The 17480-nt window shown below is 58.2% G+C and carries 19 protein-coding genes; 13 read left to right on the forward strand and 6 right to left on the reverse strand.

The genetic code is table 11. The features are described from left to right. The first annotated feature begins 9 nt into the window (after positions 1-9). From lgt to ACR0NF_RS12120, 4 genes are all read left to right on the forward strand, one after another. On the forward strand, positions 10-894 hold the full coding sequence (lgt, locus tag ACR0NF_RS12105) for a prolipoprotein diacylglyceryl transferase (protein WP_480778312.1): 885 nt from the start codon (positions 10-12) through the stop codon (positions 892-894). Further along, positions 891-1958 carry a class I SAM-dependent methyltransferase gene (locus ACR0NF_RS12110; protein WP_480778313.1) on the forward strand — a complete coding sequence of 356 codons (1068 nt, stop codon included), beginning with the start codon at positions 891-893 and terminating at the stop codon, positions 1956-1958. Before lgt ends, ACR0NF_RS12110 begins: the two co-directional genes overlap by 4 nt. Beyond that, positions 1955-2713: a peptidoglycan editing factor PgeF gene (pgeF, locus tag ACR0NF_RS12115; protein WP_480667599.1), complete on the forward strand. Its 759-nt coding sequence runs from the start codon at positions 1955-1957 to the stop codon at positions 2711-2713. Before ACR0NF_RS12110 ends, pgeF begins: the two co-directional genes overlap by 4 nt. A 730-nt stretch (positions 2714-3443) precedes the next feature. Beyond that, complete coding sequence (locus ACR0NF_RS12120) at positions 3444-4226, forward strand: Hint domain-containing protein (RefSeq protein WP_480470546.1); 783 nt, start codon at positions 3444-3446, stop codon at positions 4224-4226. A 118-nt stretch (positions 4227-4344) separates the two neighbouring features. Here the strand turns inward: ACR0NF_RS12120 and ACR0NF_RS12125 are convergent, their stop codons facing one another. After that, positions 4345-4845 carry an Lrp/AsnC family transcriptional regulator gene (locus ACR0NF_RS12125; RefSeq protein ID WP_480667600.1) on the reverse strand — a complete coding sequence of 167 codons (501 nt, stop codon included), beginning with the start codon at positions 4843-4845 and terminating at the stop codon, positions 4345-4347. Between the two features lie 227 nt (positions 4846-5072). On the opposite strand from ACR0NF_RS12125, the gene trxB reads away from it, so the two are divergent. The 5 genes from trxB to ACR0NF_RS12150 all read left to right on the forward strand — a co-directional run bounded on the left by trxB (position 5073) and on the right by ACR0NF_RS12150 (position 11127). Continuing rightward, positions 5073-6014, forward strand: coding sequence for a thioredoxin-disulfide reductase (trxB, locus tag ACR0NF_RS12130; RefSeq protein WP_480470548.1), 942 nt, complete (start codon positions 5073-5075; stop codon positions 6012-6014). A 1-nt stretch (position 6015) separates the two neighbouring features. Further along, the gene (locus ACR0NF_RS12135; RefSeq protein WP_480778314.1) at positions 6016-6471 is read left to right on the forward strand and encodes an RES family NAD+ phosphorylase; all 456 of its coding nucleotides are present in this window, start codon (positions 6016-6018) and stop codon (positions 6469-6471) included. Positions 6472-6546: 75 nt separating this feature from the next. Further along, a complete protein-coding gene (locus ACR0NF_RS12140; RefSeq protein ID WP_480778315.1) occupies positions 6547-8232 on the forward strand; it encodes an adenylate/guanylate cyclase domain-containing protein in 1686 nt (561 codons plus the stop codon). A 202-nt stretch (positions 8233-8434) separates the two neighbouring features. Then, the gene (locus ACR0NF_RS12145) at positions 8435-10153 is read left to right on the forward strand and encodes a bifunctional sulfate adenylyltransferase/adenylylsulfate kinase (protein ID WP_480470551.1); all 1719 of its coding nucleotides are present in this window, start codon (positions 8435-8437) and stop codon (positions 10151-10153) included. Between the two features lie 125 nt (positions 10154-10278). Then, complete coding sequence (locus ACR0NF_RS12150; RefSeq protein ID WP_480778316.1) at positions 10279-11127, forward strand: glycosyltransferase family 32 protein; 849 nt, start codon at positions 10279-10281, stop codon at positions 11125-11127. A gap of 5 nt (positions 11128-11132) precedes the next feature. Here the strand turns inward: ACR0NF_RS12150 and ACR0NF_RS12155 are convergent, their stop codons facing one another. From ACR0NF_RS12155 to ACR0NF_RS12165, 3 genes are all read right to left on the reverse strand, one after another. Further along, positions 11133-12011: a PhzF family phenazine biosynthesis protein gene (locus ACR0NF_RS12155; protein ID WP_480470553.1), complete on the reverse strand. Its 879-nt coding sequence runs from the start codon at positions 12009-12011 to the stop codon at positions 11133-11135. A gap of 85 nt (positions 12012-12096) precedes the next feature. Next, complete coding sequence (locus ACR0NF_RS12160) at positions 12097-12321, reverse strand: DUF1150 family protein (RefSeq protein ID WP_480470554.1); 225 nt, start codon at positions 12319-12321, stop codon at positions 12097-12099. A 5-nt stretch (positions 12322-12326) separates the two neighbouring features. Beyond that, a complete protein-coding gene (locus ACR0NF_RS12165; RefSeq protein ID WP_058275530.1) occupies positions 12327-12740 on the reverse strand; it encodes an Hsp20 family protein in 414 nt (137 codons plus the stop codon). Between the two features lie 164 nt (positions 12741-12904). Here ACR0NF_RS12165 and ACR0NF_RS12170 point away from each other — a divergent pair, with 164 nt between their 5' ends. From ACR0NF_RS12170 to ACR0NF_RS12185, 4 genes are all read left to right on the forward strand, one after another. Then, positions 12905-13129 (forward strand): YdcH family protein, encoded by a 225-nt coding sequence (locus ACR0NF_RS12170; protein WP_010441787.1) that lies wholly within the window; start codon positions 12905-12907, stop codon positions 13127-13129. A gap of 76 nt (positions 13130-13205) precedes the next feature. Next, positions 13206-13691, forward strand: coding sequence for a 5-(carboxyamino)imidazole ribonucleotide mutase (gene purE, locus ACR0NF_RS12175; protein WP_480778317.1), 486 nt, complete (start codon positions 13206-13208; stop codon positions 13689-13691). Continuing rightward, on the forward strand, positions 13688-14443 hold the full coding sequence (locus ACR0NF_RS12180) for an NAD(P)-binding domain-containing protein (protein WP_480778318.1): 756 nt from the start codon (positions 13688-13690) through the stop codon (positions 14441-14443). The genes purE and ACR0NF_RS12180 overlap by 4 nt, the downstream gene beginning before the upstream one ends. A 2-nt stretch (positions 14444-14445) precedes the next feature. Continuing rightward, positions 14446-15513, forward strand: a complete 1068-nt coding sequence (locus ACR0NF_RS12185; RefSeq protein WP_480778319.1) for a 5-(carboxyamino)imidazole ribonucleotide synthase — start codon at positions 14446-14448, stop codon at positions 15511-15513. 26 nt (positions 15514-15539) lie between these two features. Here the strand turns inward: ACR0NF_RS12185 and ACR0NF_RS12190 are convergent, their stop codons facing one another. Both ACR0NF_RS12190 and ACR0NF_RS12195 read right to left on the reverse strand, forming a co-directional pair. Continuing rightward, positions 15540-16691, reverse strand: coding sequence for an alpha-D-ribose 1-methylphosphonate 5-triphosphate diphosphatase (locus ACR0NF_RS12190; protein WP_480778320.1), 1152 nt, complete (start codon positions 16689-16691; stop codon positions 15540-15542). Further along, complete coding sequence (locus ACR0NF_RS12195) at positions 16688-17461, reverse strand: alpha/beta fold hydrolase (RefSeq protein ID WP_480778321.1); 774 nt, start codon at positions 17459-17461, stop codon at positions 16688-16690. The genes ACR0NF_RS12190 and ACR0NF_RS12195 overlap by 4 nt, the downstream gene beginning before the upstream one ends. Positions 17462-17480 lie beyond the last annotated feature (19 nt).

A 17480-nucleotide genomic window follows, 5' to 3' on the forward strand; every position in this document is an offset into this window, starting at 1 on the left:
GAGACGCACATGCAGGCTGTTCTGAATTTCCCCGATCTCTCCTCCGAGCTGTTCTCGATCTCGCTGTTCGGAATGGAGTTCGCGCTGCGCTGGTATGCGTTGGCCTATATCGTCGGCATCCTGATCGCCTGGCGTATGGCTTTGATGGCATTGCGCAGACCAGATCTTTGGCCCGGCCAGACCCCTCCGATGAAACCCGAACAACTTGAGGATCTGGTCACCTGGATCATCGTCGGCGTGATTTTAGGCGGGCGCCTCGGGTTCGTGCTGTTTTATCAACCCGCTTACTACCTGTCGCATCCGCTTGAGATTCTGATGGTCTGGCAAGGCGGTATGGCCTTTCACGGCGGGCTGTTAGGTGTGGTCATCGCCACATACCTCTATGGCAAACGACACCAGCTGCCTCTCCTGTCGCTCGCAGATCTGGTGGCCTACACAGTTCCCCCCGGCCTTTTGCTTGGACGATTGGCCAACTTTACCAACGCTGAGCTTTGGGGTCGCCCAAGCGACGTCCCTTGGGCCGTGATCTTCCCTGGACCCGCAGCGCAGAACTGCCCCGACGTGGTCGGGCTCTGCGCCCGTCACCCATCGCAACTTTACGAAGCAGCGCTTGAGGGGGTGCTGCTAGGTGTCGTTCTGATCTGGCTGGCCTATCGGCGTGGGACGTTTCAGAGACCCGGCTTTATTATGGGGATCTTCCTCACCGGCTACGGCGCATCGCGATTCTTAGTCGAGTTCTTTCGCCAGCCCGATGCCCAGTTCGTCTCGCCCGGGAATCCGCTGGGGCTGGCATGGCATGTGGGAGGTTACGGCCTAACCATGGGTCAGCTTCTGTGTGTGCCGATGATCGCGCTCGGTCTGTGGTTCGCACTTCGCGCACGGCGCGTGTCATGAGCCTGAAAGATCATTTATTGGCACGCATCGAAAACGATGGCCCAATGACCATCGCTGATTACATGACTGAATGCCTGCTGCACCCGCTTCACGGCTACTACAGTACCAAAGACCCGTTTGGTGCACGCGGCGATTTCATCACCGCACCGGAAATCAGCCAGATGTTTGGAGAGATGATCGGCCTCTCGCTGGCACAATGCTGGTTGGATCAGGGTCGCCCTGATCGCTTCGCCTTGACCGAACTCGGCCCGGGGCGCGGCACGCTGATGGCAGATATTCTGAGTGCAACGAGTCAGATCTCTGGCTTTCACGATGCCGCGCAGATCACATTACTTGAGGCCTCGCCCACCCTGCGTAAGATTCAGTCCACAACCCTTGACGCTTTTGCGCCCAAATGGGTCGACACTATCAACGACCTTCCGGATCTGCCGATATTTCTGGCCGCCAATGAGTTCTTTGACGCTCTGCCGATCCGCCAGTTCCTGCGCGATGGCGATGGCTGGCGCGAGCGGTTGATCGGCAATGCAAATGGCGCGCTGACCTTCGGCCTCGGACCTCAATCGTCTCAATCAGCGCTGAACGACCGGCTGATCGACACACAGGATGGGGATCTGGTCGAACTCTGCAGCGCCTCCGCCCCGATCCTCAGCGTCATTGCCGAGCAGATCGCCCGCAATGGGGGAGCTGCTTTGATCATTGATTATGGCGATTGGCACTCGCTGGGCGATACTTTGCAGGCTGTGCAAAACCATAAGGCCACTGACGCCCTAGAGGCCCCGGGCCAGGCTGATCTGACAACGCATGTGGATTTCGAACCGCTTGCCCAAACAGCCCGCGCTGCCGGATGTGCGCATACGAGGCTGACACCCCAAGGTGTGTTTCTCGAACGGCTCGGGATCACCGCGCGGGCGCAAGCCCTTGCCGCACCACTCGGCGGGCCTCAGCTTGAGGCGTTGATTGCTGCACATCGACGGTTGACGCATCCCGATGAAATGGGAAACCTGTTCAAGGTGCTGGGCCTCTACCCGCCAAACGCTGCGCCGCCACCGGGACTGGAAAAATGACGCTGGAAATACTGACTTCGGACATTCTGTCCCCTATTCGGCACGGGTTCTTCAGCCGCCGTGGCGGCGCGTCTTCAGGTGTATTTTCAGGTCTGAATTGTGGCACCGGGTCGTCAGATCTGGCTGAGGTGGTCGCCCTGAATCGCAAACGCGTCGCCGATGCAATGGAGGTGGCGCCCGAGGCGATGATTGGCGTGCATCAAGTTCACTCTCCCACCGTAGTGACTGTCGACGAACCGTTTGAAGGCAACAGACCCAAAGCGGATGCCGTCGTTACCGCAATGCCAGGTCTGGCCCTGACAATCCTGACGGCCGATTGCCAACCGGTTCTGTTTGCTGATCCCGACGCGCATGTAATTGGCGCAGCGCATGCCGGATGGCGCGGCGCGTTGGACGGCGTGCTCGAGGCGACACTGGATGCGATGGAAGCATTGGGAGCGCAACGAAAAAACATTATCGCAGTGATCGGCCCGACCATCTCGCAGCGCGCCTATGAAGTGGGACCAGAGTTCCTCGACGATTTCATGAGCGACTCGCCCGACAACACGCGTTTCTTTGCAAATGGCCAGGGCGACCGGATGCATTTCGACCTTCCCGCATTCGGGCTGCACCGGCTGCGTCAGGCAGGAATCGGACAGGCAGAATGGACCCGTCATTGCACATATTCCGACCCTGACCGGTTTTATTCCTATCGCAGGTCGACCCATGCCAATGAGGCCGACTACGGCCGCCTGATTTCTGCGATCAGATTGTAGTTCCGCACCCAAATAAGGCAGAGCTGCCCAGATTTCGCCACATTTGTTGTGTTTATCTAAGTCAGAATCGTCTCAAATTTTCGCCAATGCTCAGACGGTTACCTAATTTTAGGGCAACCAACGGCTGGCAACACAATAAAAGAGGTAATTGGAACCTTCATTTTGTCCTCAATTCATCCCGGTACAGCCTTATGGGTGCCGCAAATCAGCGTCACATTAGGTTCACAAACGGAAACAGGGGCGGTTTGCTCCATCGAAGCAGGACAAAGATATGAAAACGAAATCACGCTTTCTCAATGCCGTCTTCGCGGCGGTCAGAGACCAGGAACCGGAAATGCCCTGGAAGCGGGTTTCAAGTCACTCTGTCAGAGTCGCGCGCCGTCTGGCCGCACGTCGCTGACACGAGAGCACCCCACGAGGCCAGCTGCCGGCCTCATAGGGCAAAGCGCGTATCGGATGTAGCTCCGGTCCGGTGTGCGCGGTCGCAGATGAGTTTGCGGCCATGTTTCGGAGTGTGTCTGCAGCAGGCAATTGTCGCCTGCGGTTAACGAGTTTGTCTGGGGGGTCATGAACTTGGCCAAAATACTGCTATTTTCTCTCGCGGCGCGGTGCCTTTGCGGCGTCCAACCTGCGTTTGCCCATTTCAAAAAAGACAAAGAACAAGGTCGCCTTTCGGGACTGCACGGGGGTTCATCCCGCTAGGGCGAATTTTAGAGGGGACGGAATATACATGAGTATTCCAAATTCACTGGCCCGTGCGGCCAGAAACGCGGTCGATACATCTGCGCTACTGCGCGATACGCCGCGCACGACAACGACACCAAAGGCGCAGCTACGGCGCTATGAAGTAAGCACTCTGCTGAAAAATGGGGATATTTCGCAGACGCGCCACATTGCGCCAGCCCTGCCGATGTTCGAAGACGCATTCTGCGCCTTCACCCGCGGTTCGCTGGTGGAGACATCGCAAGGGCCCATGGCAATCGAAGATCTGCTGCCCGGCGACGAAGTGTTGAATCAGGATGGAGCACCCGAGACCGTTCTTTGGAAAGGATCGGTTACGCTGATCCCTGGGCGTGAGGACTCACGAGGTCGGACGCGCCCGTTGACCCGTATCATGGCTGACACTTTCGGTATGCAGAAACCAATGTCGGGTGTCATCGCCGGACCGGCGGCTCGGCTACTTGGAACACCCGCACATCTGCGTCATCTGAACGGCGGTCAGCAGATGCTGACACCGGTGCACGAGTTTCAGGACGGAATGGGTGTCATCGAAACATTACCGCCCACTCCAGTGGAACTGTTTCACATTTGTGTGGCGCGCCATTCAGTTATTCGCGTGGACGGTTTGCAATTCGAGACCTATCATCCGGGCGTAAATGCCGTGCGAATGATCAGTCACTCTTTGCGTTCGATCTATCTGAATCTATTCTCTCATATCGAATCGCTGAGTGATTTCGGCCCGTTGCTGTTGCCGCGCGCCGGGGATGGTGAGATTGACGCTCTCACTGCTTAAAATGTTAACGATTACTGCAAATGTGGGGGCATCATGCAGCTATTACTAAGTTGGGTATTTTACATGACCGTGGCGGCGCTTTTGCCGCCCTGCACTGCGGATCAAAATACGGTCAGGATCAGGCCGTCCGGTTCATCCGGTCTTCCAGCACGTCAAATGGTACGCCTGGCTCGTCTTTTGCGCCTCGGATAACAAGCGAGGTTTTAACGCTGGCCACGTTCGGCGTGGTCAGCAGTTCGCCCGTCAGGAACTGCTGAAAACTGCTGAGATCGGGTGAGACGCATTTCAGGATGAAATCCACCTCGCCGTTCAGCATGTGGCATTCGCGGACCAGTGGCCAATCCCGGCATCTGTCCTCGAAGGCGCTGAGTTCGGATTCGGCCTGGCTTTCCAGCCCCACCATGGCGAAAACCTGTACTTCAAACCCCAGTTCGCGGGCGTTGACCTCGGCGTGGTAACCACGAATGAAGCCGGAATCCTCCAGCGTCCGCACGCGGCGCAAACAGGGTGGAGCCGAAATGCCGACCCGCTTGGCAAGCTCGACATTGGTCATTCGGCCGTCGGCCTGCAGTTCTGCCAGAATCTTGCGATCGATTTCATCCAGCCGAGTCGTGACCATCGAATACTCCTGAAGTTTTCAGTTGTTATAGCAGCAGGCGTGGCGGGCGCAATTATATTTCACAGCCGCGCAATTTTCTTTATTTCATATGTAGGTTTAACCGCGACCAGACTCGTGAAACGCAATTCCGATATGCGGCAGGAAGGGGCTTTAAGCGCGGCCTCACGGTCGCTATATCGATCCGCACCGGACAAAATGTCCGCCGAGGCAAACTGAGTGGGGATACCATGGCCGAAACACGACACACCAGGGTTCTGATCATCGGATCGGGACCGGCCGGATATACTGCGGGCGTTTACGCAAGCCGCGCCATGCTGGAGCCGATTCTGGTGCAGGGGATCGAGCCGGGCGGGCAGCTGACCACCACGACCGAGGTCGAAAACTGGCCCGGCGACACCGAGGTTCAGGGCCCCGATCTGATGGTTCGGATGCAGGACCACGCCAAGGCAATGGGGTGTGAGGTTATCGGCGACATCATCAATGATCTGGACCTCAGCAAGCGCCCCTTCACCGCCAAAGGTGACAGCGGCACGATCTACACGGCCGATGCGGTGATTCTGGCCACCGGTGCGCGCGCAAAATGGCTGGGCCTGCCGTCGGAAGAGAAATTTAAGGGCTTTGGCGTCTCGGCCTGCGCCACCTGTGACGGATTCTTCTACCGCGGGCAGGAAATCGTCGTGATCGGCGGCGGCAACACCGCGGTCGAAGAAGCCCTGTTCCTGACCAACTTCGCAAGCAAGGTCACGCTGATCCACCGTCGCGATGAGCTTCGGGCCGAGAAGATTCTGCAGGACCGGCTGTTCAAGAACGAGAAGATTGAGCCGCTTTGGTTCCACGAACTTGACGAAGTTATCGGCACCGATGCCCCACTGGGCGTTGAAGGTGTGCGGGTTAAGAACGTCAAAACCGGCGAGATCACCGAGATCCCGTGTAAAGGCGTCTTCGTCGCCATCGGTCACGCACCAGCCAATGAGCTGGTCAAGGACACACTGGAGACGCATATGGGCGGCTATGTCGTTACCAAACCGGGAACGACGCAAACCTCTGTTCCGGGTGTCTTCGCCGCCGGGGACTTGACCGACCACGTATACCGTCAGGCCGTTACCAGCGCCGGCATGGGCTGCATGGCCGCGCTGGATGCCGAGCGGTTCCTGGCAGAGAACGACTGATATGATTACAGAATTCTCCGGTCCGGTCTGGAGAATTCTGTTCCGTTCTCAATCCGGCGCTCCACTTGCCCCTGCACGCGCGCCGGAAGGCCGGTTCCATCATTCCGGCCAGTTCGCACTCTACGCCTCACTCAGCGCTGCGGGGGCAGGTATCGCGATTCGGCGCTATGTATCTTCAGACGAGCCTCCGCGTGTTATTCAACGACTTGAAGTTTCGGGCGCGCGATTGATGAATTTCCGCAGGCGTCCCGAGGTCTCGGTGGTTTGGCAAGATATAAGGGATCTTGGTCAGCGTTCTCCAACATGGCAATACTCCGATCTGGCGCGGACCCAAGGGGCCGATGGGCTGTTTTACAGCTCACGCTCGCGCCCGGATCTCAGTCATCTGGTGCTGTTCGACGCACGCCCCGATCTGATCACTGCGTGCGGCGCCCCCCAAACCTGGTGCCCGCAGTGATGAGCGGCCTTGTCTTGACCGCTGCGCAACGGCGTATCAGGATCACCCGAGGCAAAGCGAAAGACAGGTGAGCTTTTGGAGAATGCTCTTTGGCGCGGCGGGTGGATAAGCCGGCTCAGGATCGCAAGCGGTCTGGTGCTATTTGTCTTTGCGTTTTTCCACTTCCTCAATATCGGCCTTGGTCTGTTCGACACCGACCTGCTGCACGGGATGCAGGATGGTCGAAAGGCCGTATCCCGGCATGATTTTGTCAGCCTGCTTCTATACGTATCACTGTTAGTTCACGCAGGTCTGGCACTGATCTCGATCGCACAGCGTCGCACGTTACGGATGCCATTCAGCGTCGCACTTCAGGTGGTTCTGGGTCTACTGATCCCGCTACAGCTGATCGCCCATCTGGTGCATACGCGCTACGCCCACGAGATTTATGGGGTGAATGATGAAATGGGCTATATCATCGCCCTGATGTGGCCCAGCAGCGCAATCTGGATGCAAAGCCTGCTGCTGCTGCTGGTCTGGGTGCATGGCTGTATCGGCTTGCATATGTGGCTGCGCATGACAGCTTGGTGGCGCAAGCTGGTGCCCTATCTAATCGGTGTCGCTGTGTTCGTCCCGGGCTTTGCCCTGGCTGGCGTGCTGACCGAGGGCCGTCGCATCTGGGCCGATTTCGCTGATCCGGACCTGCGCGAGCAATATATCGAGCACTATAACTGGCCCTCGCCCGAGGCGTTTCAGGATATGTTCATCGTCAAGAACAACACCCTGACCGCATTCTGGACGGCGCTCGCCCTGACAGGCTTAATCTATCTGGGGCGTAAGCTTTGGCGGCGGCGGCATTCGGTTCGCATCCGGTATGTGAACGGTCCCGAAGTGGTCTCTGAAAAAGGCATGACTCTGCTTGAGATGTCCCACGCTAACGGTATCCCGCATACCGCGCTTTGCGGCGGCAAAGGTCGTTGCACCACTTGCCGCGTGATCGTGGAACAGGGAGGCGACAGTTTGCCCCCACCCACAGACATCGAGGCACGCAGCCTGAAAGCCGTTGGCGCGCCCGAAGGAACCAGGCTTGCCTGCCAGATGCGCCCGACCGATCCGATGACCGTGTTCCGCGTTTTCCGGCCAGATGGCGCGCGTCACCGGGGGCACGCAAGTCAAGGACAGGAAAGGCAACTGGCTGTGCTTTTTCTGGACATGCGCGGGTTCACGGCGCGCACCACCGGGCAACTCCCCTATGACATCGTTTTCCTGCTGAATCGTTTTTTTGATGCTATCGTTCCGTCGATCACGGCTCAGGGCGGCGTAGTCGATAAATACATGGGCGATGGATTGCTGGCCCTATTCGAAACAACGGACGCCAAAAGCTCAGCCCGTGCAGGGCTGGAAGCAGCCGCTGATATCGGACGCGCGCTGGAACGATTCAACCAGCAACTTGAGGCAGAAGGCAGCCAACCTGTTCGCATCGGCATGGGCCTGCATCTGGGTGACCTTGTGTTGGGAGAAATCGGAGCCGCCAAGGATGCGCCACGCACTATCATCGGCGATGCTGTCAACGTTGCCAGCCGTTTGGAAAGCGAAACCAAAGCCTTGGGTGTTGAACTTCTGGTCTCACGCGACGTGCTTCTCGCTGCAGGTCTGCAATGCGATCCCCATAATCTTCGCGACTTCCGGTTGCGAGGTGTCAACGCACCGGTCACGGCCTTACCCATCGAACACGCCTCTGCGCTCGAACGACAGATTTCAAAACAAGAACAGGCCTCCTGAAAATGCTGCCTATATCGTCAGCACACAGGATGTCTGCCGCGATTTGCTCTACAAACTGGAACGAGGTTCCATTCGCTGAAAAAACCGCACATATCTTCCTTTGTTTTTGCGCGCCTCTGGACTTCGCCCTCGCTGCGGGGCAAATGCCCGTACAAACACCTCTGAACAACATGCAAAACAAACCGCTGACACGAGTTTTCTCATGACCATGCTAGCCAATTTGGCCCCTATCCCCGAACTGTATGTTTCATACGAGTCCGCGCAGAAACTGAAGGTCGAAGCTGCTGACCTGACCAGCTGGGATCTGAGCCCACGCCAGATCTGCGATCTAGAACTGCTGATGAATGGCGGCTTCAACCCGCTTAAAGGTTTCTTGTCTCAGGCCGATTATGACAACGTCGTCGAAAACATGCGCCTGGCCGATGGCACGCTCTGGCCGATGCCGATCACGCTGGATGTCAGCGAAGACTTTGCTGAAAAGATCGAGTTGGGTCAGGACATCGCCCTTCGCGATCAGGAAGGCGTCATTCTGGGCACCATGACGGTGACTGATCGCTGGACACCTGACAAATCGCGCGAAGCCGAGAAGGTTTTTGGTGCGGATGACGATACGCACCCTGCCGTGAACTACCTGCACAATGTGGCAGGCAAGGTCTATCTGGGCGGTCCGGTGACCGGTATCCAGCAGCCTGTTCACTATGACTTCCGCGGACGTCGCGACACCCCCAACGAGCTGCGCGCCTATTTCCGCAAACTGGGCTGGCGTCGTATCGTGGCCTTCCAGACCCGCAACCCGCTGCACCGCGCGCATCAGGAACTGACTTTCCGCGCCGCAAAAGAAGCGCAGGCCAACCTGTTGATCCACCCGGTGGTTGGCATGACCAAACCGGGCGACGTCGACCACTTCACCCGCGTGCGCTGTTATGAGGCGGTTTTGGACAAATATCCGGCCTCGACGACCTCGATGAGCCTGCTGAACCTCGCCATGCGCATGGCTGGCCCGCGCGAGGCCGTCTGGCATGGTCTGATCCGCGCCAACCACGGCTGCACCCACTTCATCGTGGGCCGCGACCACGCGGGACCGGGTAAAAACTCGGCCGGAGAGGATTTCTACGGCCCTTATGATGCGCAGGATCTGTTCCGCAAGTATCAGGACGAAATCGGCGTTGAGATGGTGGATTTCAAGCACATGGTCTATGTGCAGGAACGTGCCCAGTATGAACCGAATGACGAAATCCTGGACAAGGAGAACGTCACGATCCTGAACATCTCTGGCACTGAACTGCGTCGCCGCTTGTCCGAAGGTCTGGAAATCCCGGAATGGTTCAGCTTCCCCGAGGTTGTGGCCGAGCTGCGCAAGACCAAGCCGCCGCGCAGCCAGCAAGGCTTTACCGTCTTCTTCACCGGCTTCTCGGGCTCGGGCAAATCCACCATCGCCAACGCGCTGATGGTCAAACTGATGGAGATGGGCGGTCGTCCGGTCACGCTGCTGGACGGGGACATCGTGCGAAAGAACCTGTCGTCAGAGCTTGGCTTCTCGAAAGAGCACCGCGATCTCAACATCCGCCGCATCGGTTATGTGGCGTCTGAGATCACAAAGAATGGCGGCATCGCCATCTGTGCTCCAATCGCACCCTATGGCACCACCCGCCGCGCCGTGCGAGAAGAGGTCGAGCAGTTTGGTGCCTTCTGTGAGGTCCACGTGGCCACCAGTATTGAGGAATGCGAACGCCGCGACCGCAAGGGGCTGTACAAGCTGGCGCGCGAAGGCAAGATCAAAGAGTTCACTGGCATCTCAGACCCCTACGACGTGCCGGAAAACCCCGAACTCAGCGTCGAGACCGAGAATGTTGAAGTCGACAACTGCGCCCATCAGGTTCTGCTGAAACTGGAAAGCATGGGTCTGATCGCGGCCAACTGATTTGAGACAAAGCAAGCAGCCCCCGGTTCCCGGGGGCTGTTTTCGTTTCAGGTGGCCGCACATTGCCGCCGCCATGCGAAACGGATTATAGCTTGGTCAGGACCATTCTCAGGCGCGATCAATCCATGGGGCGAAAACTGCCGACTATTGCCGGTTTCTGGTACGGCTCTGATCTGTCTTGGCTCGAAGCTCTTTGCATTCAGTCATTTCTTGATTATGGGCACCCGTTCGTTCTCTACACCACCGATCCAGTTGAAGGCGTCCCGCTTGGGGTCGATCAGCGCCACGCGTCAGAGATCCTGTGGCCTCCTCCCTTCGATTTGCGCGAAAACTTTCGGCTCAGGGTCGCTGTTTTCTCGGATATATTTCGCCTGCGAATGCTGCAGAAAACCGATTTCATCTGGGTTGATCTGGATGCTTATTGCGTTCGACCATTCGATTTTGACAGCCCTTACGTGTTCGCCCCAACCGGCGATGGGTCATATCCGAACGGCGTGCTGAAGCTGCCGCCTGACTCGTCAACGCTGACGCAGATGCTGGAGTTCACTACTTCGCAAAACCCCACCCAGCCGTGGCGCGGATCGCGTCTGCACCGGATTAATCGGGAACGCATTCAGAACGGTGAAACCTGGGGGATCGAAGCGCTCTCCTGGGGGTGTTCAGGCCCCAAGGCACTGAGCTATTTTCTGAGAGAAACCGGAGAAGATAAGCACGCATTGCCGCTCGAGGCGCTGTACCCGCTTGCGGTCGACGAGTTGTGGAAGCTGCATGACCCCAGAATCCGCATGGAAGAGATTGAACGAGAGGGCGTCCATTCCGTCCACATCTACGGTCATCAGAAAAAGTGGCTGGCCACACAGCGGTCCGGGTTGCCACTGCCCGGCTCTTATCTGGAGAAGCTCTGCCAGCGGCACTCGGTTGATCCGGCCAGCAATCCCATTGCCCGACTTGAGTGGATGAAGCCAAAGATCTGAGCGGGTCAGTCCGGCAGATCCACCTGCCCGCGCATCAGAATATGGCCGCGCCCGGCAACTCTGATCCCGGTCATCGCATCCGGGGGGCCAACGCGTGTAACCCGCGCCTGCCCGGGGCGCCCCATGTCGTGGCCTTGTTCGGCCGTGAATTGATCTTTTTTCATCAAACCGTATTTCCAGAGATAGGCCGCCATGGCCCCCGTGGCCGAACCGGTGAATGGGTCCTCTGGCGGGCTGGGCGGTGCCAGCAACAGACGCGAGAACGTATCCCCCTGCGCCGTCGCCCCTTGCAAGGTGACCAAAAACGGCTCGGCCATGTCTGAACCCGAGTAATCAGCTGCGGCAGCCACCTTACGTAAAGGCCCTTCGACCAGCCGCGCGGCGCGCAAGGCATCATGATCCCGTAGCACCGTGATGCAGAACGGCAAACCGGTTGATACCAGTTGCGGCGGGGAAATAATGGCCTCTTCTGGCAGCGAAATCGCGCTTGCAACAAGGTCGACCGGAACACTGGCCCCAAATTCTGGTGCGATCTGGGTCATCTCGATCTCATCACCATTCAGACGAATGGCGACAAGGCCCGCTCCGGTTTCCAATGTCAGAGATTCGCCCTGAACCAAACCTCGCGACCGAAGGGCAGCGACCGTTGCGATAGTCGGGTGGCCTGCAAAGGGGATTTCACGGCTGGCCAGAAAATACCGCACCCTGATATCGGCCACATCGGACGGACCGGTGAAGGTACATTCCACCAAAGAGGTCTCGCGGACATAGGCCATGCAGGTTTCATCCGATAGCCCTGCTCCGCCATGTACGACCGCACAACCATTGCCACCAAACGCGCGGTCGGTGAAGGCATCCACCCAGTCAAAGTCATACCATGCCATGACGCACACTCCTGTTTCACGTTCTGCGGCACGATCACCGCAGAACGGGCAAATGTCACGTCATTTCAGCAGAGTGTGTGGTGGCTTAGTGAACAGCCACCGGGGACAGGTCATGCTCACGCGCGAGCACAAAGGCCAGCTTGCGGTCGGCGACCAGCGCCAGTTGCTGCCCATCAGAGTCGTGGACGGCATAAAGCTGATCCAGATCGCCTGCCTGTTCGCGCAAATCACGCGGCAAGTCAGCCACTTCGACCGTTTTTACATAGACGATCCGATCGCCTTCGGCGTTGATTTCGATCGGTGTATTCATAGCTCTTACCCCTTCCTTATGTTGATTGTCTGAACCACGGTTTCAGGCACGGCGCGGGTCAGATCCACATGCAGCAGACCATTCTCCATGATCGCCTCGCCCACCTCGACCCCGTCAGCCAGCACGAACATGCGCTGGAACTGGCGTGCCGCGATGCCGCGGTGCAGGAATATGCGCCCCTCGCTGTCGTCGCGTTGACGGCCCCGGATCACCAGCTGGCGATCCTCGATGGTAATCGACAGGTCCTCTTCCGCGAACCCAGCCACAGCCAGGGTGATGCGATAGGAAAAATCCGAGGTCTGCTCGATATTGTAGGGCGGGTAACCTTCATTACCGGCCTTTGCAGACCGTTCCAGAAGGCGTTCCAACTGCTCGAACCCCAAAAGATGCGGGTATGAGCCTAAGGTAAGTTTCGACACGTATTTTCGTCCTTCATTGTCAAAGCGACGTATTCTGCGGCCCCGTTCTGGCAACCGCGTGCTATAGAATATGGGAAGATACAGGGATGTCCACAAGGTCTGGCCGGATAAACCCTGACACACTATCTTGTGTCGAAAGCACCACTTGAAACACTGAGTCGTCCATGAACGCGCCTACCGATCTTTCGATGAAAACCGATGAAGTCCTGCGGGTGGAATTGGAGGTCTTTCGACGCCAGCACCGCGATTTGGACGAGGCGATCGAGGCTTTGCAGGCCAAGGGCACCTCGGATCAGTTGACGATCAAACGGCTGAAAAAGCAGAAACTGCGCCTGAAAGACATCATCCGTCTGATTGAAGACCGTTTGACCCCCGATATCATCGCCTGAAACGCGTGTACCGCATTGCCACATAAGCGGATTTGGCTATAGTGCGCGCTCTTTCCGAAGGCAGGGGCGTAAGCGGATGAGCGATGTGAAAGTAGGGATCATCATGGGCAGCCAATCGGACTGGCCCACGATGAAAGAAGCAGCCGATATTCTGGATGAATTGGGCATCGCCTATGAGGCTCGCATTGTTTCAGCCCACCGCACCCCGGATCGTTTATGGGACTACGGCAAAACCGCCGTATCGCGCGGCCTGCAGGTCATCATCGCTGGTGCGGGTGGTGCGGCGCATTTGCCGGGTATGATGGCGTCGAAAACCCGCGTCCCGGTGATTGGTGTGCCGGTGCAGACACGTGCGCTTTCGGGTGTGGATTCGCTCTATTCCATCGTCCAGATGCCCAAGGGATTTCCGGTTGCAACAATGGCGATTGGCTCGGCCGGTGGGGCGAATGCGGGTTTGATGGCGGCGGGCATTCTGGCGCTGCAGGATACGGCGCTGGCAGAACGACTGGATGCCTGGCGCGCAGCTCTGTCCGCTTCAATTCCTGAAGAACCACAGGGATGAGCCGCATAGGCATCATTGGCACAGGTCACATCGCAGCCCCGATCGCGCGGCTGGTGGCCTCAAAAGGCCATGACCTTCACGTTACCGAGCGCAATGCACAAGTGTCTTCGACCCTGCAGGCCGAGCTTGGGGCCAGTGTTGGCACCCCGCAGGAGGTGATCGACGCGTCCGACATCGTGTTCCTCTGCCTGCGCCCGCAGGTTGCAGCAGACGTTCTGGCTCCACTGACCTTTCGCGCGGATCAGCAGATCGTTTCGGTGATGGCAGCCGTGCCCTTCGACCAACTCGCAAAGCTGTGCGCGCCATCGTCGGATTTCGTGCAGACCATCCCACTAGGTTTCCTGCAGACCGGAGGCTGCCCCCTCGCCGCCTTCGGCAACGACCGCCTGCTTGCAGACCTGTTCGAGCCCGAAAACCCTGTGGTGAAAGTCTCGGACGAGGCCGCATTGAACGCGCATTTCGCCATTTGTGCGATGGTGCCGGGTATTCTGGACCTGATGGCAACCGGGGCAGGATGGCTGGCCGATCAGACCGGCGACAAGAACGGGGCGGAGTTCTATACCACGCAGCTCATGTCAGGCTTCCTGGCCACGATGCAAAAGGGACAGGCCGGTCAATTGGCCATTGAGCGTGACGCACTTGCGACCGAAGGCACCTTGAGCCTTCAGATGACCGAGACCTTGCAGTCCGAGGGCGCGCATGACGCGTTGCGCGCCGCCCTGACCGCGATTGGCAAACGATTGGAGACGTGACGATGGCAGATATGCTCACCCCCGGAGCAACAATCGGGATTTTGGGCGGGGGTCAGCTGGGCCGTATGCTCTCCGTTGCGGCGGCTCGACTTGGTTTCAAGACCCACATTTTTGAACCCGGTGCCAACCCTCCTGCCGGGCAGGTGGCGGATCGCGTCACCACAGCAGCTTATGACGACGCAGTTGCGTTGCAGGCATTCGCGGATTCGGTGGATGTCATCACCTATGAGTTCGAAAATATCCCGACCGAGGCGCTGGATCTGCTGGAAGCACATCGCCCCATCCGTCCGGGCCGTGAGGCGCTGCGAGTCAGTCAGGACCGATTGACCGAGAAGGCTTTTCTGCAAGAGCTTGGACTGAAAACAGCACCCTTCGCCGACATCACCGATCTGGAAAGTTTGCAGAACGCTGTTAATGAGATCGGCACTCCGGCCATCCTGAAAACCCGTCGCTTCGGCTATGATGGCAAGGGGCAGGCGCGACTGCGCATCCCTGAAGACGCCGAGGCTGCATTGGCCGACATGGCTGGCGCGCCGTCCATTCTGGAAGGGTTTGTGGATTTCAGCCATGAAGTCTCGGTCATCGCAGCGCGAGGTCTGGATGGTCAGGTTGCCTGTTTTGATCCGGGTGAGAACGTGCACCGCGATGGCATCCTGCACACGACCACAGTTCCGGCGCGCTTGTCTCCGGCCCAGCGGACCGATGCGGTATTGCTGGCGGCCAATATCCTGAATGCGCTGGATTATGTGGGTGTCATGGGGGTTGAACTGTTCGTGACGCCGCAAGGTCTGATCGTGAACGAGATCGCGCCACGCGTGCACAACTCGGGCCACTGGACCCAGAATGGCTGCGCTGTCGATCAGTTCGAGCAGCACATCCGCGCCGTTGCCGGATGGCCTTTGGGCGATGGTCAGCGGCATTCCGACGTGGTGATGGAGAACCTGATCGGCGATGACATGGATCGGGTGCCAGAATTGGCTCGCGAACGGGACGTTGCGCTGCATCTATACGGCAAGTCCGAGGTGAAAACCGGTCGCAAGATGGCGCATTTCAACCGGATTATACGCTGACAGGTAAAGGTGGGGCACCGGATCGCTCAGTCGATGAACCGCGTGGCGATGTCGCCCGACATACAGCTGACACGCCCCCGCGCCAGAGTGGCAGCGACGCGCTGCGTTTGGGCGTCAAGGATCAGCAGGTCAGCGCGTTTTCCCGGCGACAGCTCACCTCGATCCAACAGCCCCAGCACTTTTGCCGGACCGGATGACACCAGCGCCCAGGCGTCTGCGAAGTCCAGCAGGCCGGATTTGGCCAGCATCAGCGCGGCGCGACGAGGGCTTGGATAGTGATAATCCGAAGCCAGCGCATCGCACAGCCCCATGGCAATCAGATCCAGCGCGCTGGCATTGCCTTTGTGGGACCCTCCACGCACGACATTGGGCGACCCCAGAATAATGTGATCCCCGCCCGCGCGGGCAATTTCTGCAACCTCAAGCGTTTCGGGGAATTCAGCTATGCTGACCCCGCGCGCACGCCAATCAAGCCGATCCTGCGTTTTGGCGTCATCATGGCTGCCCATACGAACACCACGACTGGCCAACGTGGCACACAAAGCGTTCAGGGCCTCAGGCACCTCAGAGCCACGTTTGTGCATCGTTTGCAGCATTTCCAGATGAACTTCCGGGTTACGTCCCGCTTTCAACGCCTGCCCGGTCAGGCGTGGTGGCGTTCGTCCCTGCGCCAGGCGCTCATGCGGAAGGTGATCATTGAAGACCACATATGGAACCTGCCACTCTGCTATCCGTTCGGGCAGATCGCCGTAATCATCCAGCATATGGGTTTCAAACCGAAGCTGGGGCATTAAATCGGAAACGGTGTCCGTTTTCACCGACGCGATCGCCGCAAAGACTTGAGCTGCAAACTCAGGTCCGCGCACGCCGCCTTCCCAGCTGTAGAACTGCGCCATCACTGCGGTTGTAATACCGTTTGCAGCAAGCTCGGCTTCTGCTGCGAGGATGCCTTCATTCATCAGCTTCATCGCCCCCCGCCGCGGTGCGATGTGTCGTTCAAACCCATCCCCATGCAGGTCGATGATACCCGGCAGCACGAGATACCCTGAAAGGTCGATCTGCCGCCCTGCCCTGTCACTTTGCACCAAACCGTCGGCTATCGACAATTCCGTGGCACACAGCCCCTGGCCCGGCAACAGAACCTCTGCCCCGGTAAACGTCAGATCAAGATTAGTCATTGAGAGGGCTCCGATTCAGGCTCCGAGCAATCCTGTCCGATGCAAATCTGATCGATGATGTCCTCGACCCCATCGAGCCACGTGATCTCGGGATCGAACTGTCCAAATTCGATGAAATGCAGGGTTTGTGCCATGACCTGCGGATTGTTCATCATGAAGGTGTGGGTCACCGGCAAGACGATGTGATCCGCCATGCCCTCGACCTTTGTCGTCTCGACCGAAACCTTACCATCATCCGGCCCGTCAATCAGGGACGAGAATACAGGGTTCAGCGAGTTTTCTCCGGCGATCACCCCCAGATCGAAATCAACCGGGGGCAACTTGCGTGGAATGCCTTCGGGACCAGTACCAAGGGCCAGTCCAGCCGGACCATGCAGCAAGCCAAAGACCTCCCAGGCCCCCAGTTCATCCACCAATTGACTGCCCTGGTTCGGGGGGCCAAGCATGACGACGCGCCCAAGGCTATCGAGGGTATGATCCTGCAGCCAATAGCGCAGCAGGATCCCTCCCATCGAATGCGCGACCACATTTACTGTGTCATCGCCACAGGCGGCAAAGGCATCCGGCAGAGTTTGTTCAGCAAGTTCAGGAATGGGCAGGTCTGTCGAAGAGTATCCGGGGCGAACAACCGTGTAATCATGCGCGCGGAAAAGTTGTTCCATCACCGTGAATGATGCTTCGGTCCGTGCCAAACCATGCAGCAACACAACGCATTTCGCATGCGCGACAGCAGGTACGAGACAACACAGGAAGGCGATCAGAAGCTTCATGACCCGCCAGATAAGCCCT

The sequence above is a fragment of the Ruegeria sp. CF4 genome, from assembly GCF_056537345.1.

What these genes read in the sequence shown, in the direction of transcription:
- pgeF (WP_480667599.1), top strand. Translation starts at nt 1,955, where the DNA reads ATGACGCTGGAAATACTGACTTCGGACATTCTGTCCCCTATTCGGCAC.
- ACR0NF_RS12180 (WP_480778318.1), top strand. Translation starts at nt 13,688, where the DNA reads ATGAGCCGCATAGGCATCATTGGCACAGGTCACATCGCAGCCCCGATC.
- trxB (WP_480470548.1), top strand. Translation starts at nt 5,073, where the DNA reads ATGGCCGAAACACGACACACCAGGGTTCTGATCATCGGATCGGGACCG.
- ACR0NF_RS12185 (WP_480778319.1), top strand. Translation starts at nt 14,446, where the DNA reads ATGGCAGATATGCTCACCCCCGGAGCAACAATCGGGATTTTGGGCGGG.
- ACR0NF_RS12160 (WP_480470554.1), bottom strand. Translation starts at nt 12,321, where the DNA reads ATGAATACACCGATCGAAATCAACGCCGAAGGCGATCGGATCGTCTAT.
- ACR0NF_RS12150 (WP_480778316.1), top strand. Translation starts at nt 10,279, where the DNA reads ATGGGGCGAAAACTGCCGACTATTGCCGGTTTCTGGTACGGCTCTGAT.
- lgt (WP_480778312.1), top strand. Translation starts at nt 10, where the DNA reads ATGCAGGCTGTTCTGAATTTCCCCGATCTCTCCTCCGAGCTGTTCTCG.
- ACR0NF_RS12135 (WP_480778314.1), top strand. Translation starts at nt 6,016, where the DNA reads ATGATTACAGAATTCTCCGGTCCGGTCTGGAGAATTCTGTTCCGTTCT.
- purE (WP_480778317.1), top strand. Translation starts at nt 13,206, where the DNA reads ATGAGCGATGTGAAAGTAGGGATCATCATGGGCAGCCAATCGGACTGG.
- ACR0NF_RS12120 (WP_480470546.1), top strand. Translation starts at nt 3,444, where the DNA reads ATGAGTATTCCAAATTCACTGGCCCGTGCGGCCAGAAACGCGGTCGAT.
- ACR0NF_RS12170 (WP_010441787.1), top strand. Translation starts at nt 12,905, where the DNA reads ATGAACGCGCCTACCGATCTTTCGATGAAAACCGATGAAGTCCTGCGG.
- ACR0NF_RS12125 (WP_480667600.1), bottom strand. Translation starts at nt 4,845, where the DNA reads ATGGTCACGACTCGGCTGGATGAAATCGATCGCAAGATTCTGGCAGAA.
- ACR0NF_RS12145 (WP_480470551.1), top strand. Translation starts at nt 8,435, where the DNA reads ATGACCATGCTAGCCAATTTGGCCCCTATCCCCGAACTGTATGTTTCA.
- ACR0NF_RS12155 (WP_480470553.1), bottom strand. Translation starts at nt 12,011, where the DNA reads ATGGCATGGTATGACTTTGACTGGGTGGATGCCTTCACCGACCGCGCG.
- ACR0NF_RS12190 (WP_480778320.1), bottom strand. Translation starts at nt 16,691, where the DNA reads ATGACTAATCTTGATCTGACGTTTACCGGGGCAGAGGTTCTGTTGCCG.
- ACR0NF_RS12195 (WP_480778321.1), bottom strand. Translation starts at nt 17,461, where the DNA reads ATGAAGCTTCTGATCGCCTTCCTGTGTTGTCTCGTACCTGCTGTCGCG.
- ACR0NF_RS12110 (WP_480778313.1), top strand. Translation starts at nt 891, where the DNA reads ATGAGCCTGAAAGATCATTTATTGGCACGCATCGAAAACGATGGCCCA.